Genomic DNA, 17,980 nt, shown 5'->3' on the forward strand with positions numbered 1-17,980 from the left:
GACGTTGCGCCCATGACCGTCAAGCACCTCTCCTCGCGGACCTACGTGATCGTCTGGCTCCTCCTGATGGGGCTCACGCTGGCCTCGTATCTCCTCTCGCTGGCCCACCTCGGCCAGGCCGATGTCGTCGCGGCGCTGCTCATCGCCACGGTGAAGACGGTGCTCGTGCTGCTCTTCTTCATGCACCTCATCGAGCAGCGCTTCGCGAACGCGCTCCCGATGATCGTGGCGGCGCTCCTGCTCGGCCTCTTGCTCACGCTGATGCTCAGCGACGTGACGAGCCGCGAGACGATCACGCGCAGGCCGATCCCGCCATCGCCGCTGCCCAGGGCCACGGCCGCGCCCCGATGACGGCTGCATCCCGGTGATCCGTCCATCGCGCGAGCGCGCCCGCCGGCGCGGGCCGTAACGGGCCGCCGTCGCGCGGCGACGGGGTCTCGTCGACGTCGCGCGTCGCGATGACCGCGCGGCGCCGTCGCGCGTCGCGATGGACGCGCGGCCCCGCTCGGCGCGCGACGCGGGAGCTGCGCTGTGGTCGGAGGGCGCGACGCCGATCTCACCGCATCCGCCGCCGCTCACGTGGGCTATCCGCCGCCCCGGTTCGGGCCTACAAACACGTGCTCTCGATGCCGCGCGACGGCCCTGCGGAAGGGTGTCTGCGCCTCCGGCATTGAACGTTCGTAGGAGCGACCATGAACAGGTGGATTGGGCAGGCCGCCGTCCTGTGCGGCCTCGCCGCGGCCGCGTGCACTCCCGGCCCGGCGGACGCGCCATGGCTCGCGGAGGGGGACGGGTCTCTGGCGCTGGACTGGGCGGCGGCCTCTCCGACGGCGTTTCGCGGCGCCCCCGGGAACGTCGACCCGAGCGCGCCGTGCTCCGCGCGGGTCCTCTTCACGGAGGCCTTCGCGGACAAGGCGACCCGGTGGAGCCTCGCGGCGGGGTGGGAGATCGGGCCTGCGAGGGCGTCGAGCGACCAGCGCGCAGGGTTCCCCGATCCGGCGAGCGATCACACCGAGGCCGGCGACGACGGCGTGGCGGGCGTGGTCCTCGGCGGCAGCCCGAGCGTCACCGCGCCGCACCCGCAGCGCTACCTGACCAGCCCCGCCGTCGACGCGCTCGTGAGCGGGCGAGTCACGCTGTCGTTCTGGCGATGGCTGAACACGACCTACCGCAACAAGGCCCGCGTCGAGGTCTTCGACGGATCGCGCTGGCGGATCGTCTACGAATCTCCGCACGACGATGTCACCGAGTCCGGATGGAAGCGCGTCACCTACGATCTGACGCCCTACAAGAGCTCGAGCCTGCGCGTGCGGTTCGGCTACAGCGCCGTCATCGCCTTCGGCGGCGCGCCCATGTCGGGCTGGAACATCGACGACGTGCAGATCAGCGCCTGCCGCTGAATCGGCGCATGGCCCGAGCGGGAGAGCGCTCGCCGGCTCCCACGAGCGCTGTGGAGAGGCACATCCAGGGCGTCATTTTCCTTTCCCGTTGACAAATTTCGCTCCCGGGTCCGCCACGGATCGCCCTGGCACCTCGCTTGCTCGACCCAGCCTTGGAGCGCGCGAGGACGTGACCTTGCGCCAACCTGTGCCAAAGAAAGGACCCGTCGAACCATGCTCATGCAGAAGAAGCGAAAGGTGCTGAAGGCGCCGTTCATCGTGACCGTCGCCGCGGCGGCCTCGCTCGCGGGCGCGGTGGCCCTGCCGGGGTGCGATCCCACGGTGACAAGCGGCGGCTGCCCCGAGTCGGCGCCGGAGGTCGGATCGAGCTGCGAGGAGGACGGCCTTTCGTGCAACTATGGTAAGGAGCTGTGCGGCCTCCCGATCGACAGCACGTGTATGCGCGGGGAGTGGTATGAGGAACCCACGGTGGCCTGCAACCCGCCGGAGCCACCGGAGTGCCCCGCGGAGGTGCCGGAGGCCGGCAGCGCCTGCGAGCAGCCCGGGAAGACCTGCAACTATGACACCACCGGTTGCCCCTCGGTGGTGACGTGCGGTGACGACGCCACGTGGTCCGAACCGATCTCGCCGGCCTGCAACCCGCCGCCGCCGGAGTGCCCCGTGGAGGTGCCGAAGGCCGGCGGCGCCTGCGCGGAGCCCGGGACGACCTGCCACTATGACGCCACCGGTTGCCCCTCGGTGGTGACGTGCGGTGACGACGCCACGTGGTCCGAACCGATCTCGCCGGCCTGCAACCCGCCGCCGCCGGTGTGTCCCGAGGTGATGCCGACCGACGGGGATCCCTGCGTGGCAGCGAGCGGGCCCTGCCCCTACGAGATGATGACCGGCTGCGGCCCGATGCCGACCGAGGCCGTGTGCGTTCAGCAAAAGGACACCTGGAGCTGGCAGGTAGCCGAGATCTTCTGCAACCCGCCGCCCCCCGACCTCTGTCTCACGGCCGCCACCGAGAACGCGTGCGCCAACCTCGGGCCGACGTGTCGCTGGCTCACGCCAGGCTGCGGCGACGCCTCGAATACCCCCGTGCTGGCCGAGGCAGGCTGCTTCCCGAGCCAGGGTTGCGAGGTCGACGAGGCGTGTCCGAGCGGGACGCGCTGCCAGGAGCTCGTCATCAACCCCTGTTACAAGGAGGCCTGTGACGCCTGCGGCTCGACCGTGAAGGTGTGCGCGCCGCCCGGCGGGCGCCCGAGCGCGTCGCCGTGAGCTCCTCGGGGGGCGGTGAGCGCCCGCCTCCCGTCTTGCCGCCCTCAAACCCCCCGCCTAGCGTGATCCCATGACGGACGCCCCCGACGCAGACCAGGACAGCGCCGCTGACGCGGAGGCGCCGCGCGGGCAGCGCGCCCCCCTCCCTCCGGCGAGCGACGCGGTGCGGGCCGAGTGGGGGCGGCGCGTCGAGGCCGAGTACCGCTCGGCGGCGATCACGCAGCACCTCACGCTCTGGCTGATCCAGATGGGCGCGTCGCCGGATCTCATCGACGACGGCCTCCGCATCGTCAAGGACGAGCTCGCGCACGCTCGCCTCAGCCATCGCGTCCACGCCCGCGCGGGCGGCGGCGCCTTGCCGGCGCTCCGCCGCGAGACGCTCGGGCTCAGAAGCAGCGGAGACGAGCCGCTCGAGATGGCCGTCGCCCGGGCGGGCGTCGAGGTGTTCTGCCTGGGGGAGACGGTCGCGGTCCCGCTCTTCAAGGTGCTCCGCGAGGGGTGCACCGTGCCGGTCGCGCGCCGGGCGCTCGACCGCATCCTGCGCGACGAGGTCCGGCACCGCGACTTCGGCTGGACGCTGCTCCGTTACCTGCTCGATCAGCCGTGCGCGCCGGCCGTGCGGCAGCTGGTCGAGCGCGAGCTCCACGGCATGTTCACGCGGCTGCGCAGGAGCTACATGCCCCCTGGCGGCGCGAGGCGCGCGGCGATCTCCGACGACGACCGCGCCTGGGGCCTGATGCCGCCCGCGCGGTACGGCGAGATCCTGGAGCGCGCCGTGGAGCGGGACTACGCGCCTCGCTTCGGCGAGCACGGCCTCGATGCGGCCGCCGCGTGGCGCGCGGCGACCGCGCCGGACAGGTCCGCCGCGCCCCCCTGAGCCGGACGCCTCCCATCCATCCGCCGCGCGGCGCCGCAAGACGGCCGCGCCCCCCGAGCCGGACCCCGCCAGCCCTCGCGCACAGCGCCGCCAGCCTGGAGCCTGCGCGGACGCGCCGTCACGCCATCACCCGGATCACCCGCCGTTCCGGCAGGCTCGCTCGCCTCTGCGCCCATTCGCCGCGCGCCGCCGACTCGAGGATGCGGCGCAGGAGCAGCGCTGGCGCGTCTGCCTCGACGTGGTGCTCGCGGAGGGGCCCCTGTTCCGCGCAGGTGTGCTCCGCGCTCTCCAGGAGGAGCCGGTCTTGCCGGAGGATCGCCGGCTCTTCCTGGCGAAAGCGCACGCGCGCCCCGAAGGGCAGCGCCCTCGCGCTCATCCACTCCAGGCGGCACCGATCGGGCGCGGTCGGGACGAAGTGCAGGACGATCCGGCGCGAGGGCCCTCCCAGCGAGCGCACCTCGACGCGGTCGGGGAGCTTGAACGAGAGCAGCGTCTGCAGCGACCGCTGCCCGGGCGCGCCGCCGTCCTCGCGGACCGGCCCGCGCAGCGTCATCCCATCGAGCGTCGGCCGCAGCTCGAGGAGCTCCTCGCGCAGGCCGCGGAAGAGCGCCGTGTAGAACTGCCAGTGGGTCCACGGGTGCGCAAACGCTGGATGACACCAGTCGAGGTTGTTCTCCAGGCCTTTGATGGACGAGCACCCGAGCTCCACCGAGCCCTGATCCCAGCGGTGCGCCGCAAAGCCGTCGATGCTCGGCGCGGGCGGCGGCGCTCCGCCGTGGCCCTCGCCGAGCCAGACCCACACATACCCGTCCTGCTCCGCGCACGGGAACGCGGGGACACCGCACCTCTCGGGGATGCGCCTGTCCCCCGCGAGCGACGGGATGTGCACGCACTCGCCGCCGCCGCCGTACCTCCAGCCGTGGTATCCGCACGAAAGCTCTCCCCGGGCCACGCGCCCGAGAGACAGCTTGACGCCGCGGTGGCAGCACCGATCCGCGAGCGCGCGGGGACGGCGGCCGTCTCCGCGAAATACAACGATGTCCCGATCGAGGACCCGGACCGCGCGGGGGGCATCCCCGAGCTGCGAGGACGCACAGGCAACATACCAGTACTCCCTGAGGAACATGACCTCACCTCCAGCAAACATTCATGAATGTATGTAAATCGACACAAAAAACGCCCTCAGCGCCGGAGCCCGCGCAGGAACGTCGCGACCATGCGGCGCACGACGGCCCTGGACTCCAGCGCCGTCGGGTCCATGAGGTGCAGCGCGGTCGCTCCGTGCACGAGGCTGACGGCCGCGAGGGCCGCGGCCCTCGGGTCGGTGGCGCGGTCGATCTGGCCGGCCGCGATGCCCTTTCGCACGAGGTCGGCGACCATGTCGACGAGGCGGCGCGCGTTCGCGATCTTCTGCTGGAATCCCGGTTCCAGCTCGGGCGTGAGCTCGGTCTTGAACAGCGTGATCGAGAGGACCGCGCGGTACTCTGGATCTTCCTCCAGGTACTCGAGCGAGCGCGTGAGCAGGCGCTCGATCGACTCGAGCGGCGCGTACCGGGGCGAGAGCGCCTCGGCGAAGACCTCGTTCGCCTTGGCGAAGCGCTCGCCGATCAGCGCCGAGTAGAGCTCGACCTTGCCCTTGAAGTGCCAGTAGACCGCGCCCCGCGTCAGCGCGGCTTCCGCCGCGACGTCCTGCAGCGTCGCCGCCGAGTATCCCTTGCGGCTGAAGACGCGCAGCGCCGCGTCGAGGATCTGCTCGCGCGTCGCCGCTGCTTCCTCCTTCGTCCGTCGCACCCACCTCATATACATTCGAGAATGTATGTTAGCAAGCCCGATCGTCACCTGGTCGGCGCCGGGCGCGCGGGGTGGGGTCGCCGTCGGGACGGGCAGGGCGATCTGACGGAGAGGACGCGAGACAAGGTCGTGAAGACGCCGGGCTCGGGCTCAGGTCGTGAAGACGCCGAACTCGGGGCTGTAGATGACCACGCCTCGGGCGCGCTCCAGCGCCCCCTGCGCGAGCTCGATCGCCATGAACGCCTCGTCCGCCGCGTACTCGTTGCCGAGGCCGTACAGGCTGGCCTTCTTGAACCCGAACCGAGCGTAGTACTCAGGCGATCCGAGGACGACGGCGAACGCGAAGCCGGCGTCCCTGCACGCCGCGATCCCCCGTCGCGCCAGCGCAGAGCCGATGCCGCGGCCCGCAAGCCCAGGCGAGACCGCGAGCGGCGCGAGGCCGAGGCCCTTGCCGGGGACGCCGTCGCCGGCGATCGTCACGGGGCTGAACAGGACATGTCCGACGATGCCCGTGTCCGTCTCCGCGACCAGCGAGACGGCCGCGCGCCCCGCGTCCCGCAGCCCGTCCACGAGATCCGCCTCGAGCGCCGAGGGGAACGCCGCGAGGTGGACGGCGCGGATCCCCGCTTCATCCCCCGCGCGCTCCGGCCTGACGTCCATCATCGACGCACCCCGCCGGGCCGGCGCCCCTCCGCCGATCGGCCTGCGCAAGGGGCAGCGTCCGGCGCGATCCCCCGCCCGCGAGCCGCGTCAAGCGCCAAGGAGGACGCGGTTATGACAGACCATGTCCGACCGGGTCGACGCCTCGATAACGACCCTTCCTCTCCAGTTCTCCACAGGCGTTCTCCACAGGACATCCCCTGGACAACAGCTGGATTCTGTCGATTACCTTCGCCGCGCGCGCCTCTTCTCGTCATGGCCATTCGCACAGCCTAGCGGAAGGCCGCACCGCAGGGTGAACCGGCGCCCGAAGACAGACACAAATACACGTAATCACAAATATTTTTACGATCGCAGGCACGGCCGTCCGCCCCTGACGGGTTGGGACAATGTCCGTCCGATCGATCCCTTTCCCGACGGGTCGAAGATGACTATCCATGGTAGACATCAAGAACGCGGCGCGACGGCGTGTCTCTCGCACGAGCGTGTAAATGGCGCGCCGGAATGCTTCGTTTTGGAGGAGACTTCATGGAAAAGATCTCGCTCACGTACTTTGTCGACTTCGTTCTCAAGGCCGGGACGCCCAAGCTGACGGGCGTCAGGGAGTTCAAGGAGCGGAAGGACGAGCTCCACACGGACTTTTACAGGCAGGTGCGAGAGGCGATCGTCGACATGCACAGGAGCGGAAAGCCCACCAGCGTGCTCGACGGCTTCCTCGCCGCGCAGCACGACGAGCGGCGCCGCCGCATCTACCCGTCGGTGGTGAACGGATATCGCAAGTTCCTCGCCTCGACGAGGATGACATGGTTCGAGCCGCCGACGTCGACGTACCGCCTCGGCGATCTCGAGATCAACGTCAACCCGGAGCTCGGGCTCGTCATCGATGGGACGCCGCATGTCATCAAGATGTATTTCCGCGGGGAGCCCCTGTCGTCCAAGCGCGTCTCGGTCGTGCTGAACCTGCTCATGAACGGGCTCGCGGAGAGCACGCCGGGCGGCGCCTTCGCGGTGCTCGACGTGCGGAACGCCAAGATTCACACCTTCAAGGTGCCGAACCCGCGGCTCAGCCTGCTTCTCCGCGGCGAGGCGGCCTCCTTCGCCACCATCTATACCGGGCTGTGATCGCGGCGCCGCGGGGCGAGGCGGCGCCGCGCAGACATCACACCACGTCGTCTCCCCGCGTCCACCGAGCCCGCGACGCCCACCGCGCTACCGGCGTTGCCACGCCGCGCGCCCTCCGCCGCTCATCCGGGCGGGGGCGCGCGGCGCGCGCCCCGCCCGGAGCAGGACGCGCACCGGGCGGACGCGGGAGCCGAAAGGTCGATGTCACGACGACGACGCCGTGACGCCATGACGCGATGACGCGACGTCGCGACGACGTGATGACGCGACGCCGCAATGAATGGCGCACACGCAATCGAGCTGTAGGAGATCGACGCCACTGGCCTCATCGCAGAACGTACGCGGAACGTACGCGGAACGTACAAGCAGAGTAAAAATGACCGATTCAGAGAAAGAGAACTACGATCGCTCGGGCAGTTTCGTTTATCCTCGGGCTGCCATGGACCGCCGCGCGCAGATCACCGCAACCCCGCTTCATGTGCCCAGCATTCTTGTGGTCCTTGATCCCGCGTGGCCGGCGCTCTTCAGCCTGTGCCTCGCGGTGGCGCCGGGCTGCGGGGTGCTCCTGCACCGCTGCGACGCGGCCACCGCCGCGACGATCGCCGCCGAGCGGCGGCCGCTCGCGATCCTCCTGTCCAACAGCGTCTACGCGAGGGATCCCGCCGATTTCGAGGCGCTCGCCCGGGACGTCCACTCGACGCTGCTGCGGCTCGATGAGGAGGTCAGCGAGCGAGAGCTCGAGGCGATGCTGAGCGGCGCGCTGCGCGAGACGCGCGAGATGAACTCGCAGCGCGACGCGGGTCGGCGCGACGAGGGAGGCGGGCGCTACACGATGATCGGGGCGCAGCGCAGCGAGACCTTCGGCCACAAGGCGGCCTCGGGCGCGGACTCCCGCGCACCGCAGCGGGCGGGCGCGAGCGCGGATTCTCGCCTCGCGGCGCAGGTCCGCGAGAGGTCGACGAGCCAGAGCACGCTGCCGCCGCCATCGGCGCGCTCCGCCGCCCCGCCGTCGGCCCGGGCGCCCCTCGCGAGCCACGCGCTCACGCCGGTGCCCCCGTCGAGCGCGCCGCCTTCGTTCCGCTCCCCACCGTCGGTGCCCTCCGCGCCGCCGCTGGCGCGCACGCAGCCGAGCGCGTACGCGCCGGGCGGGTCACCATCGGCACCGCCGCCCTCTGCCCGCTCGCTCTCGGGCCCCGCATATGCGTATGCAGAGGCCGCCGGGAGCGGCCGCCTGTCGAGCCTGCCTCCGTCGTCGCGCCCCGAGCCCCTGTCGAGTCCGCCTCCGTCGATGCGCTCACAGCTCCTGTCGGGTCCACCTCCGTCGACGCGCGCGCAGCCGAGCGTGCCGCCGGTCCCCTCGTCGCGCCCTCTGCCAGGGGGCCCTGCGGCGCGTCGACCCACGCCGATGCCGTCGAGCGCGCAAGCGGGGCCGCCCTCCTCCAGGCGCAGCCTGCCGAGCCCGCCGTCCTTGCGCACGATGGCGAGCTCGCCCCCCTCGGTGCGCTCCGTCCCGCCCGGCGCGCTCTCGAGCGCCGAGCCCCCGCCGTCGATCAAGACGATGGGGCCCCTGTCGGCGCGGATGGCCCCGGCGTCCTCGGTGCGCCCCGAGCTGTCGCCGCGCTCCGGCGTGCGAGAGCGGGGCAGCGAGGAGCTAGATGCCGTGTTCGAGGATCAGAAGCTGCCGCTCGACGCGCTCGCGCGGGGCAACCGCGGCACCACGACCACGCGCTGAAGCGCGGGCCAGAGCGGTTTCGCCCACCCCTGCACCATCCAGAGCAAAGCGGCAGCAGAGCGGCAGCAGAGCGGCAGCAGAGCGGCAGCAGAGCGGCAGCAGAGCGGCAGCAGAGCGGCAGCAGAGCGGCGGTCTCCCGCACAGGAGACGGGCCCAGATCGGCGTTTTCGGCGCGCAAGCGCACTCCTGTGCGCTGAGCACCGAAAACGTCGAGATGGGCCCGTATCCGAAGCGGGTGACCGCCGCTCTAGCGGGGGCGCGTGAGCCACGATGCGGTGGAGCCCGCGGCGCGCCCGAGCAGATCGCCCGCGATGTCGACCAGCGCGGGCGGGGCGGGCGCGCCGAGATCGCGGCCGAGATCGACGAGGATGCGGTCGACGCACTCCATCGCGCTCGAGGCGGCGAGATCCATCCCCGCGCCGCGCCCGCCGGCCGCGCGCCCTGCGAGGTACAGCCCCCTCACGGGCGTGTACACCGCCGGCCGCGCGCGGCCGACCTGGCCAGGCGTCTGCGCCGTCCCCGACGCGAGCTCGCCGCCCGGAGCGCACGCCTCTCCGCCTCCGTCCGGGGATGATCCGTCGACGAAGATCGCCTGGGAGAGCACGCCGGGCACCGCCGCCGACAGCGCCCGCAAGAGCTCGTCGACCGTCGCGCCGGGTCCGCCGCGCGAGGCGCCGCCGCTCCCACCCGGTACGGCGCACGCGCAGAGGAGCTCATGTCCAGGCGGCGCGAGCGACGGGTCGAAGCGCGTCGGCGCGAGGCAATAGAACGGAAACGCCGGCGCGCCGGCGCCGCCGGCTAGACCGGCGAGCGCGCCCGCCGAGACGAGCCGCCTGCGCAGCCCGATCTTGACCTCGACCAGCCTCGGTCGAGGCGCGATCGCACGGACGCGCGCCACGTAGGCGTCGGGGAAGTGCGGCTCGCCAACGAGGCCCGACACCGTGCGCAGGAGCCCAGCCGCGCTCACCACGATGCGCGCGGGGAGCGCCGTTCCGTCCTCGAGCTCGACGCCCTGCACGCGACGATCGTGCACCAGCACGCGGCGTACGGTCGCGCCCGTCCACACGGCAGCGCCGAGCTCCCGGGCCAGGCGGCAGAAGACCTCGGGGATCCGCGACGCGCCTCCCTCGGGATAACGCTGCCGGCCGGCGCGGGCGAGCCGGCGCAAGGAGAACAGCGCCTCGCCCGCAGACGCCTCGGCGCCTGGCAGCAGCAGCGGCAGGCCGAGCAGCCCGCCGAGCCGAGCGGCGGCCGCGGCGCGTGGGATGAAGCGGGCCACGTACGCCTCGGCCGTCACGTCGTCACACGCGGCCAGATCGACGTCGCGCATCGCCGCCGCGTGCGCGAAGAGACGCGCGGCGCCCGCGGCCTCCAGCGGCGTGAGGTCGAGGCCGCGCGCGAGATCCAGGGCGGTCCCGGCGAGCCGGAGGAGATCTGCCCGCAGGACGACGCGGCGAGCGCGCGCGGTCCCGGCGCGGGCGCCCGTGAAGCAGAGCGCCGCCGGCTCGTCGCTCTGCTGGAAGGTGATCGCGTCGCCCTGGCCCACGCGGCGGAGCACCTCGCCGACCGGGCCTTGCTCGCCACAGCCGAGCATGTGCGTGGCTGTGTCGACACGGAAGCCGTCCCTCTCGTAAGCGGCAGAGGAGCCGCCCAGGCGGCGCTCCTTCTCGACGAGCAGGGTCGGGATGCCGGCGTGCGCAAGGAGGAGCGCCGCGGCAGAGCCGCCGACCCCGGAGCCGATCACCACCGCGCGCAAGGGAGCCTCGTCCATGACGTCACGAGAACATATCGCGGAGAGCCCGCGCGGCGCGCGCCGCGCCGCCGGCAATCACGCGAAAACCGCGCTGGAATCACGCTAGCAGACGCTAGCAGACGCTAGCAGACGCTAGCAGACGCGAGAGCACGCGAGACCACGCGAGACCACGCGAGGGGAGGCCGCGGGATGCGAGGAGGCGCGTGTGCCACGTGGGAGAACGCGGGGCCGCGCGAGGAGACGCCGGGCTACGCGGAATCACGCAGGGCAAGGCAGCGCGGCACACCACGACTCGACAAAGCGCCGAGGCGCGCGCCGAGCGTTGACCCTCGAGAGCGGCCCCCCGTAGAGTGTAGCCTTGCAGCCGACGTGCCCGCTATGAAGACCTGCCCGCAGTGCCATCAGCGTTACCCGGCCGACAGCGCCTTCTGCTTCATCGACGGCTCGTCGCTCGTCTCCGAGAAGGATCCCCGCATCGGGACGTCGATCGCGGGTCGGTACGTCATCGAGCAGGGCCTCGGGATCGGCGGGATGGCCACGGTCTACAGGGCATACAACAAGCTGATCGGCACCCCCTGCGCCATCAAGATCCTGAACCGCGAGTTCGCGCAGGACACGACGACGCGGGAGCGCTTCCGGCGCGAGGCACGGCACGCGCAGCGGCTCGCGCACCCGAACATCATCGAGATCTTCGATCAGGGCGACACCGACGACGGGCTGCCCTTCCTGGTGATGGAGCTGCTCCAGGGGACGAGCCTCGCCGACGTCGTGGAGCGCAGCCGGGTGCCGCTCGCGCGGGCCCTGCCCATCTGGGTGCAGATGGCGCGCGCCCTCGGCCGAGCGCACGACTTCGACGTCGTGCACCGCGATCTCAAGCCGGAGAACGTGTTCCTGATGAAGGGCGACTGGGTGAAGCTCCTCGACTTCGGCATCGCCCGCTGCGCGCAGGACGCGCGCCTCACGAACCTCGGCGAGATCTTCGGCACACCGCAGTACATGGCCCCAGAGCGCAGCACGACGATCGACGCTGGCCCCCCGGCGGACCTCTACTCGCTCGGGGTCATCATGTTCGAGATGATCACGCAGCGGCTGCCGTTCGACGCCCCGGATCCGGCGAGCTGGATCCTGAAGCACATGAACGAGCAGCCGCCGCACCTCAAGGAGCTGGCCCCGGAGATGCCGGACGCGCTCGACCGCCTCGTCGGCGCCCTGCTGGCGAAGGAGCCCTCCGAGCGCCCCGTCGACGCGTACCGCGTGCTCGCGGAGCTCGAGGAGATCGCGGCCGCGAGCCGGATCGCGCTCCCCCCGCCGCCGGAGGCGATGCCGCGCGACTCGGCGGTGCGATCGAGGGGCGCCGGGCGCGATCCCTGGGTCAGCCGGCTCGAGCTGTTCGAGCGGATGACGGCCCGCGCGTTCGGCGCGTCGGCGCCGGTGGACATCCAGCGGCAGCTCGAGGCGCTGCGCGGCGTCGTGCGGGAGCACGCCGATCTCCGCTCGAGGGCCCTCGACGAGCAGCGGCGCCTCGAGGGCGTCGCCGAGGAGTGGCGCGACGGCCGGATGCAGATCGGGCGGGCGATGGACGCGCTCACGGTCGACGCCTCGCTCACGCGCGAGGAGGCCCGGTCGTTCCGCGCCAGGGTGGCGCCGCTCAGCGCGGCGACGCAGGCGTTCGTCCCCGAGGTGCTGATCGCGCACAAGGAGGCCGTGCGCTGGGAGGGCCGGTGCGGGTTCGCCGAGCCCTACCTCGAGCTCGCCGCCAGCTACCGCAAGCTGGCCGAGCTCGTCGAGGGCTGGTATGCGTCGCGCAAGGCGGACTACGAGGCGGAGAGCGAGGCGATCGCCCGCGAGCACGAGGTGGCCGAGGTGGACGCGCAGATCAAGAAGCTGCGCGAGCGCCTCGAAGAGCTCGACCGGCAGCTCGAGGCGCGGCGCCGGGAGTCCCAGGAGCGCATCGCCGAGATCGGGCGGAGGGTCGATCAGCTCGACGCCGAGCTGCTCCACCTGGCCAGCCGCTTCTGCGCGCCGCTCCGATCGAAGCCGGAGCTCGGCACGCTCTTCGTGGAGCTCGAGCGGCTCGCCGGCTGACCGCTCCGCTCCGGCGCGCCTCGGGCGCACATCGTGGCGGCGTGTCGCAGGTCGTGGAGCTCCGGCGAGGACTTCCCTGCGGCGCGCGTGGATCCGGCGCGGGCGCGCCCCCGAGGAGCTCGACCCGGCGGCGCGGCGTTCCTCCGCCGCCTGCCGTCGCGCCGCGCGCCAGCACGGTCGCCGCGCCCCGTGCGTACTAAGCTACCCGCCGTGACGCCCGACCCCGCACCTGAGGCGCGGCGCTCCTCGGCACCGCGCGCGCCGGGACGCGCCCGCCGCGCTGCGTCCGCCGTCGCGGCGGCGCTCGGGCTCACGCTGACGTTCGCGGGCGCCGCGGCCGTCGGCGTCGCGCTCCACCTCGACACGCCCGCCGCGCGCCGCGTGGCCCGCGACGCCACGAACCGGCTCCTCGGCTCGCTGTTCCAGGGGCGGATCGTCGCTGACGAGATCGACGCGCTCGGCCTGGGCGGCGTGCGGATCCGATCCGCGGTCGCGCTCGATCCACGCGGGAACAAGGTGATCCGCGCGAGCGGCCTCGAGGCGCGCGCCGACGTGCTCGCGATGCTCCGCGGCGCGCTCTTCGGCGCGGGCGCGCTCCGCATCGAGGTCCCGTACATCCGGGTCGAGCAGGCCGACGTGCTGGTCCAGGACAACGGCGCGGGGGGCGTCACCCTCGGCGACACGTTCACGCCGCTGCCGCCGCGAAGCCCGCCCTCGTCCAAGCCCGAGGGGCCTCCGCGCGACGTCGTCGTCGCCCTCTCGCACGTCGAGATCGGGCGCGGGTGGGTCCACGGGCAGGTCGCTCCGCCGCGCGCGCTGGACGCCGATGTCAGCCGGCTCTTCGGGTCGGTGCACGTCGGCCCGGAGGGCGTCGCGGTCGACGTCGATCAGACGGGCCTCGTGGATCGCGCGTTCCTGCCGGCCAGGACGGCGGGCACGGCGAACTACCACCTCCGCGCCGGGGACGAGGTCCGGATGTGGAGCAGCTTCGCCGGTCGGCTCGCCGACGTCGAGGTCACCGCGCGGGCCGTGCTCGACGAGGGGCACCTCGAGGCGCAGGTGAGCGTCCCGCGCGCCACGCCGGAGCAGCTGCGGAGCCTCCTCCCGGATCACCCCCTCACCGAGCCCATCTCCGCGCGCGTGGCCGTGAACGGCCACCTCCCTCAGCTCGACGTGGTGGCCTCGGCCTCGGCGGATCCTGCCGGCCCCGCGGGCGGCGGCCTCGCCCTCACCGGGCGGCTCGACGTGGCGGGGCCCGTGCGGCTCGACGCGGAGGTCCAGGCGCGCGACGTCGATCTGCGGCTCTTCGGCGTGCGCCTCTCGCCCGATACGGCGAGCGGCGCGGCGCCCGTACCGGCCGGCGCGGCGCCCGCCCCGGCCGCGCCCGCCCGGCCCCGCGCCGTACCCACCCTGACCCACGCCGCGCCCGCCCTGCCCCGCGTTGCGCCCGCCCGGCTCCGCGCCGAAGCGACGAAGCCCGCGCTGGAGCGCGGCTCCGAGCCGGCGCCCTTGATCACTGCGGACGGCCGGGTGCGCGTCGAGCTCGGCGACCTGCTCCGGCTCTCCGTCGAGGCGCGGACCGAGCCCACCGCGCTGCTCGGGCAACGCGTGCCGGCGGCGGACGTCCACCTCGTGCTCGACCGCGGCGAGCTCCACGCGCGCGCGCACCTCCACGAGCCGGGCGCGCCGATCGACGCCGCCGTCTCCTTCCTGCCGGGCGGGCAGGGCCTCCGCTTCGCGGCGACGGCCGACATCCCGGCGATCGCCGCGGCGCCGCGCCTCGCCGGGCCCGTCGACGGCGCCGGCCGCGTGCGCGTCGAGGGGAGCCTGCGCGAGGGAGCGCTCGACGCGCGCGTCGAAGGCGCGTTCGCCGGGCTCCGGGTCGGCCAGGACGTCGCGCTCGCCAGCGCGCGCGTCGCGGGGCGGGTCTCCGGGCCGATCGACGCGCTCTCGATCGACGCCTCGCTCTCCGGGAAGGAGGCGCTCGCCGGCGGCCACGCGCTCGACGACGTCACCGCGCAGATCTCCGGCCCGCTCGCCTCGCCGAAGCTCCGCGCGACGCTCACCGACGGCGACGACTCCCTGAGCGCCTCCGCGCGGCTGAGCGCCGCTCCCCTCGCCCTCCGCGACGTCGAGCTCCAGCTGAAGCGCGACGGCGCCGCGGTCGCGGGGAAGATCACGGCGATCACCTCCTCGGCCGGCGGGCTCGCCGTCGAGGGGCTCGATCTCTCCTCGGCCGAGCTCGGCTCGCTGAAGGGCCGGCTCGCGGTGCGGGGCGATGACGTGACCGGACGCCTCCGGGGCGACGGCATCGACGTCGGCCGCGTGGCCCGGATCCTCGGGATCCCGATCCGCGTGCGCGGGCGCGCGGAGGTCGACGTCGCGCTCGATCGGGACCGCGAGACCGGGCGCTCGGGCCACGTGCGGCTCGGCCTTACGGGGGGCGAGGTCGCGTTCCTGTCCGGCATCTCGGCGCAGCTCACGGCGACCTTCGAGCGCGACCAGGTCAAGGCCGACGGGTCCGTGCGCATCGACGCGAAATCGCCGCACCCGAACGGGACCGGCGGGCAGCCGCCGAACGGCGCGTGGAACGACGCCCTCCCGCGGTGCGCCGGCACCCTCGCGAGCGTGCGTGTGTCCGGCGCCGAGGGCACGCTGGAAGGGCCCCTCCTGCACGCGAAGACCTGGACCACCCTGGTCGGGAAGGCCGAGGTCGCCGCGAACGACTGGGACCTCGGCTGCCTCGCGCAGCTCATGCCGATCGGGCACATCGTGAGCGAGGTGCGCGGCAAGCTCACGACCAGCTTCGGGGTGTCGCGCGCGGCCGGCGATCCGTTGCCTTCGCTGCACGACGTGCTCGTGCGGACGCACGGCCTCGCGCTCGCCGGTCCTCATCGGCTGGGCGCCGAGCGCCCGGCCTGGGAGTCGCGCTTCGTCGACGCGCAGCTCAAGGGCTCGTTCAGCGGCGCGACCGGCAAGGCGGACGCCGCGCTGACCCTGTACGACGGCGGGCTGCTCGCCGACGTCTCCGGCGCGATCGAGCTCGATCTCGAGGCGCTCACGGGGCCGCCCGCGGACCGGTGGTCGTCGCTCCTGCGCTCGCCCATCGCCGCGCACGCCTCCATCCCGCGGCGTGGGATGGACCAGCTCGCCACGCTGCCCTCGTTCGTGCGCGAGGCGCTCCCGCCGCTCGCCGGCGAGGTGCGGATCGACGCGTACGCAAGCGGCACGATCGAGCGTCCGTTCCTGACGGCGCGCACCCTCTGGTGGGGCTTGACCTATGCGCCGCCGGGCGCCTCGAGCGCGACGGATCTCCTTTTCCCCACCGATCTCGACGCTTGGCTCACGTACGACAGCGAGAAGGCCACGCTGGACGCGCACGTCACGCGCGGCGCGGCCGAGATCGCGACGGTGAGCGCCGAGGTGCTCGCCCCGCTCGAGCGCCTGCTCGCGGACGTCCCGGCGCGCGCGCTCAAAGGCGCGCCTCCGCCCCCGGCGTGGACCGGCTCCTTCCGCGCGACGCTGCGCGAGGTCCCGCTCGGCGAGATCCCCCTGCTCGCCGACAGCGGCATCGCCGGGCGCGTGAGCGGCGAGATCGAGATGCGCGGCCTCAACATCGCGCCGTCGCTCAAGGCGCGCCTCACGGTGCCGGGCGTCACGCTCGGGAGCGACCTCGCCTTCGAGCGCGGCGTGCTCGCGCTGCGGATCGACCCGATGCGCGAGGCCGGGCGCGGGCACCTCCGCGTCACCGAGCTCGCCCTCGAGGGCCGGCGCGGCGGCAAGATCCGCGCGAACGCCTTCGCCAGCGTGCGCTTCCGCGGCGGGTTCATCCCGGTCCTCGACGGCGAGCGCACGGACCTCGCCATCTCCGCGGAGCGCTTCCGGCTCGCGGCGCTCCAGCCGCTGGTCGGCGGCCTGCTGAGCAAGGTCGATGGGACGCTGGACGGCAACCTCCGCATCGAGCTCGGTGGCCCGTCCGACGCGGACGGCAACCTCCGCGCCCAGCTGGAGGTCACGGACGGCGTCGTGCACATCCCGGAGCTCGGGCAGGAGCTGCGCGACGTGGCCGCCCGCATCACGGCCGAGGGCGGCGTCCTCCGGATCGAGGGCTTCCGCGCGGCGGGCACGACCGGGATGGCGCAGGGCTGGGCCCTGTTCCGGCTCGCCGGGCTGGGGCTGCGCGACGGCGCCGGGGCGCTGACGATCGCCGAGGACCAGGCCCTCCCGCTCACGCTCGAGGGGGTGCCGCTCGGGACCGCCTCCGGGGCGCTGTCGTTCATCGCGGAGAAGAAGCCGGGCGAGCTCGCCCTGTACGCGACGGTCCCCACGCTCCGCGTCTCGCTGCCGGCGACGAGCAGCCGCGACGTCCAGCCGCTCGGCGACAACCCCGACATCTCCGTCTCGCAGCCGCTCGGGCCGGAGAAGCAGCGGCGCGCGGCGGACGCGCTCCGCTACTCCGTGGCGTTCGACGTGCGCGACGCGTTCGTCAGCGGCGCGGGGCTAAGGCTGCGCCTGCAGAGCGCCGAGGACGCGCCGCCGCGCGTCGTGATCGGAGAGGACACGCGGGTGTCGGGCGGCATCGTGGTCACGCGGGGCGAGCTCGAGATCTACGGCAAGGCGTTCGAGATCGAGGGCGGGCGCGTGCGCCTGCGCGAGGAAGAGGCGTCGAACCCGCACCTGAACGTCACGGCGCACTGGGACGCCCCCGACGGCACGCGCATCCACGTCGCCTTCAACGGCAACCTCCGGCCCATCACCGACAGGTCGCTGCGCTTCACCTCGAGCCCGCCGAGCTCGCAGCAGGACATCCTCGCGCGGCTCCTGTTCGGCGCCGATTTCTCGGAGGGCGCGCAGGCCGCGGGCTCCCAGACGCCCGCGGGCCGGGCGGCCGGCGGCGTCGCGGCGTCGCTCGGCAGCGAGATCGCGTCGGCGCAGTTCAACGCGCTGCTGAGCGGCATCGCGCCGCTGCGCGGGCTGACGACGCGGTTCGGGACGACGTCCGAGGGCGCGCTGCGGACGAGCGTGGTCTACCGGCTGAGCGACAACCTGACGGCGCTGGCCACCTTCCAGGAAGGCGCGCAGCAGAGCGCCGCGACGGGATCGAGCGGGCCGACCCCTGGCGGGACGGCGAGCGAGCGCGGCACGCGGACCGAGGTCACCATCGACTGGCGCTTCAGCGAGCACTGGACGCTCCGCGGCACGGTGGGCGTCGACGCGCGCCAGGCGACCTCGGGCATGCTCGACCTGCTCTGGCAGTACCGGTACTGAGCCGAGCGCGGCCGCATCGGCCCGGCGCGACG

General features: G+C 73.3%; 12 protein-coding genes. 8 read left to right on the plus strand and 4 right to left on the minus strand.

The features are described 5' to 3' along the window. Nucleotides 1–12 precede the first annotated feature (12 nt). The 4 genes from WME73_RS25360 (at nt 13) to WME73_RS25375 (ending at nt 3,537) form a co-directional block, all read left to right on the plus strand. Nucleotides 13–351, plus strand: coding sequence for a cytochrome C oxidase subunit IV family protein (locus WME73_RS25360; RefSeq protein WP_437747928.1), 339 nt, complete (start codon nt 13–15; stop codon nt 349–351). A 341-nt stretch (nt 352–692) separates the two neighbouring features. Beyond that, on the plus strand, nt 693–1,400 hold the full coding sequence (locus WME73_RS25365) for a hypothetical protein (protein WP_437747929.1): 708 nt from the start codon (nt 693–695) through the stop codon (nt 1,398–1,400). Nucleotides 1,401–1,619: 219 nt separating this feature from the next. After that, nucleotides 1,620–2,660 (plus strand): hypothetical protein, encoded by a 1,041-nt coding sequence (locus tag WME73_RS25370; RefSeq protein WP_437917339.1) that lies wholly within the window; start codon nt 1,620–1,622, stop codon nt 2,658–2,660. A gap of 70 nt (nt 2,661–2,730) precedes the next feature. Beyond that, a complete protein-coding gene (locus WME73_RS25375; RefSeq protein WP_437917340.1) occupies nt 2,731–3,537 on the plus strand; it encodes a ferritin-like domain-containing protein in 807 nt (268 codons plus the stop codon). A gap of 118 nt (nt 3,538–3,655) precedes the next feature. On the opposite strand, the gene WME73_RS25380 is transcribed toward WME73_RS25375, so the two are convergent. From WME73_RS25380 to WME73_RS25390, 3 genes are all read right to left on the minus strand, one after another. Further along, nucleotides 3,656–4,663: a Rieske 2Fe-2S domain-containing protein gene (locus tag WME73_RS25380; protein WP_437873794.1), complete on the minus strand. Its 1,008-nt coding sequence runs from the start codon at nt 4,661–4,663 to the stop codon at nt 3,656–3,658. A gap of 56 nt (nt 4,664–4,719) precedes the next feature. Next, complete coding sequence (locus tag WME73_RS25385) at nt 4,720–5,328, minus strand: TetR family transcriptional regulator (RefSeq protein WP_437747933.1); 609 nt, start codon at nt 5,326–5,328, stop codon at nt 4,720–4,722. A 150-nt stretch (nt 5,329–5,478) separates the two neighbouring features. Next, nucleotides 5,479–5,991, minus strand: a complete 513-nt coding sequence (locus WME73_RS25390; protein ID WP_437747934.1) for a GNAT family N-acetyltransferase — start codon at nt 5,989–5,991, stop codon at nt 5,479–5,481. Between the two features lie 525 nt (nt 5,992–6,516). Between WME73_RS25390 and WME73_RS25395 the strand changes: the two genes are divergently transcribed. Both WME73_RS25395 and WME73_RS25400 read left to right on the plus strand, forming a co-directional pair. Next, complete coding sequence (locus WME73_RS25395; RefSeq protein ID WP_437747935.1) at nt 6,517–7,110, plus strand: hypothetical protein; 594 nt, start codon at nt 6,517–6,519, stop codon at nt 7,108–7,110. A 439-nt stretch (nt 7,111–7,549) separates the two neighbouring features. Next, nucleotides 7,550–8,842, plus strand: a complete 1,293-nt coding sequence (locus WME73_RS25400; protein WP_437917341.1) for a hypothetical protein — start codon at nt 7,550–7,552, stop codon at nt 8,840–8,842. Nucleotides 8,843–9,089: 247 nt separating this feature from the next. Here WME73_RS25400 and WME73_RS25405 read toward each other — a convergent pair whose 3' ends face one another. Continuing rightward, nucleotides 9,090–10,613: a phytoene desaturase family protein gene (locus tag WME73_RS25405; protein ID WP_437917342.1), complete on the minus strand. Its 1,524-nt coding sequence runs from the start codon at nt 10,611–10,613 to the stop codon at nt 9,090–9,092. Between the two features lie 360 nt (nt 10,614–10,973). Between WME73_RS25405 and WME73_RS25410 the strand changes: the two genes are divergently transcribed. Beyond that, on the plus strand, nt 10,974–12,680 hold the full coding sequence (locus WME73_RS25410; protein WP_437738972.1) for a protein kinase domain-containing protein: 1,707 nt from the start codon (nt 10,974–10,976) through the stop codon (nt 12,678–12,680). A gap of 210 nt (nt 12,681–12,890) precedes the next feature. Further along, nucleotides 12,891–17,948, plus strand: a complete 5,058-nt coding sequence (locus WME73_RS25415) for a translocation/assembly module TamB domain-containing protein (RefSeq protein ID WP_437917343.1) — start codon at nt 12,891–12,893, stop codon at nt 17,946–17,948. Nucleotides 17,949–17,980: the final 32 nt, after the last annotated feature.

It is taken from the genome of Sorangium sp. So ce302, from assembly GCF_051530145.1.
GTDB lineage: Bacteria > Myxococcota_A > Polyangia > Polyangiales > Polyangiaceae > Sorangium > Sorangium cellulosum_B.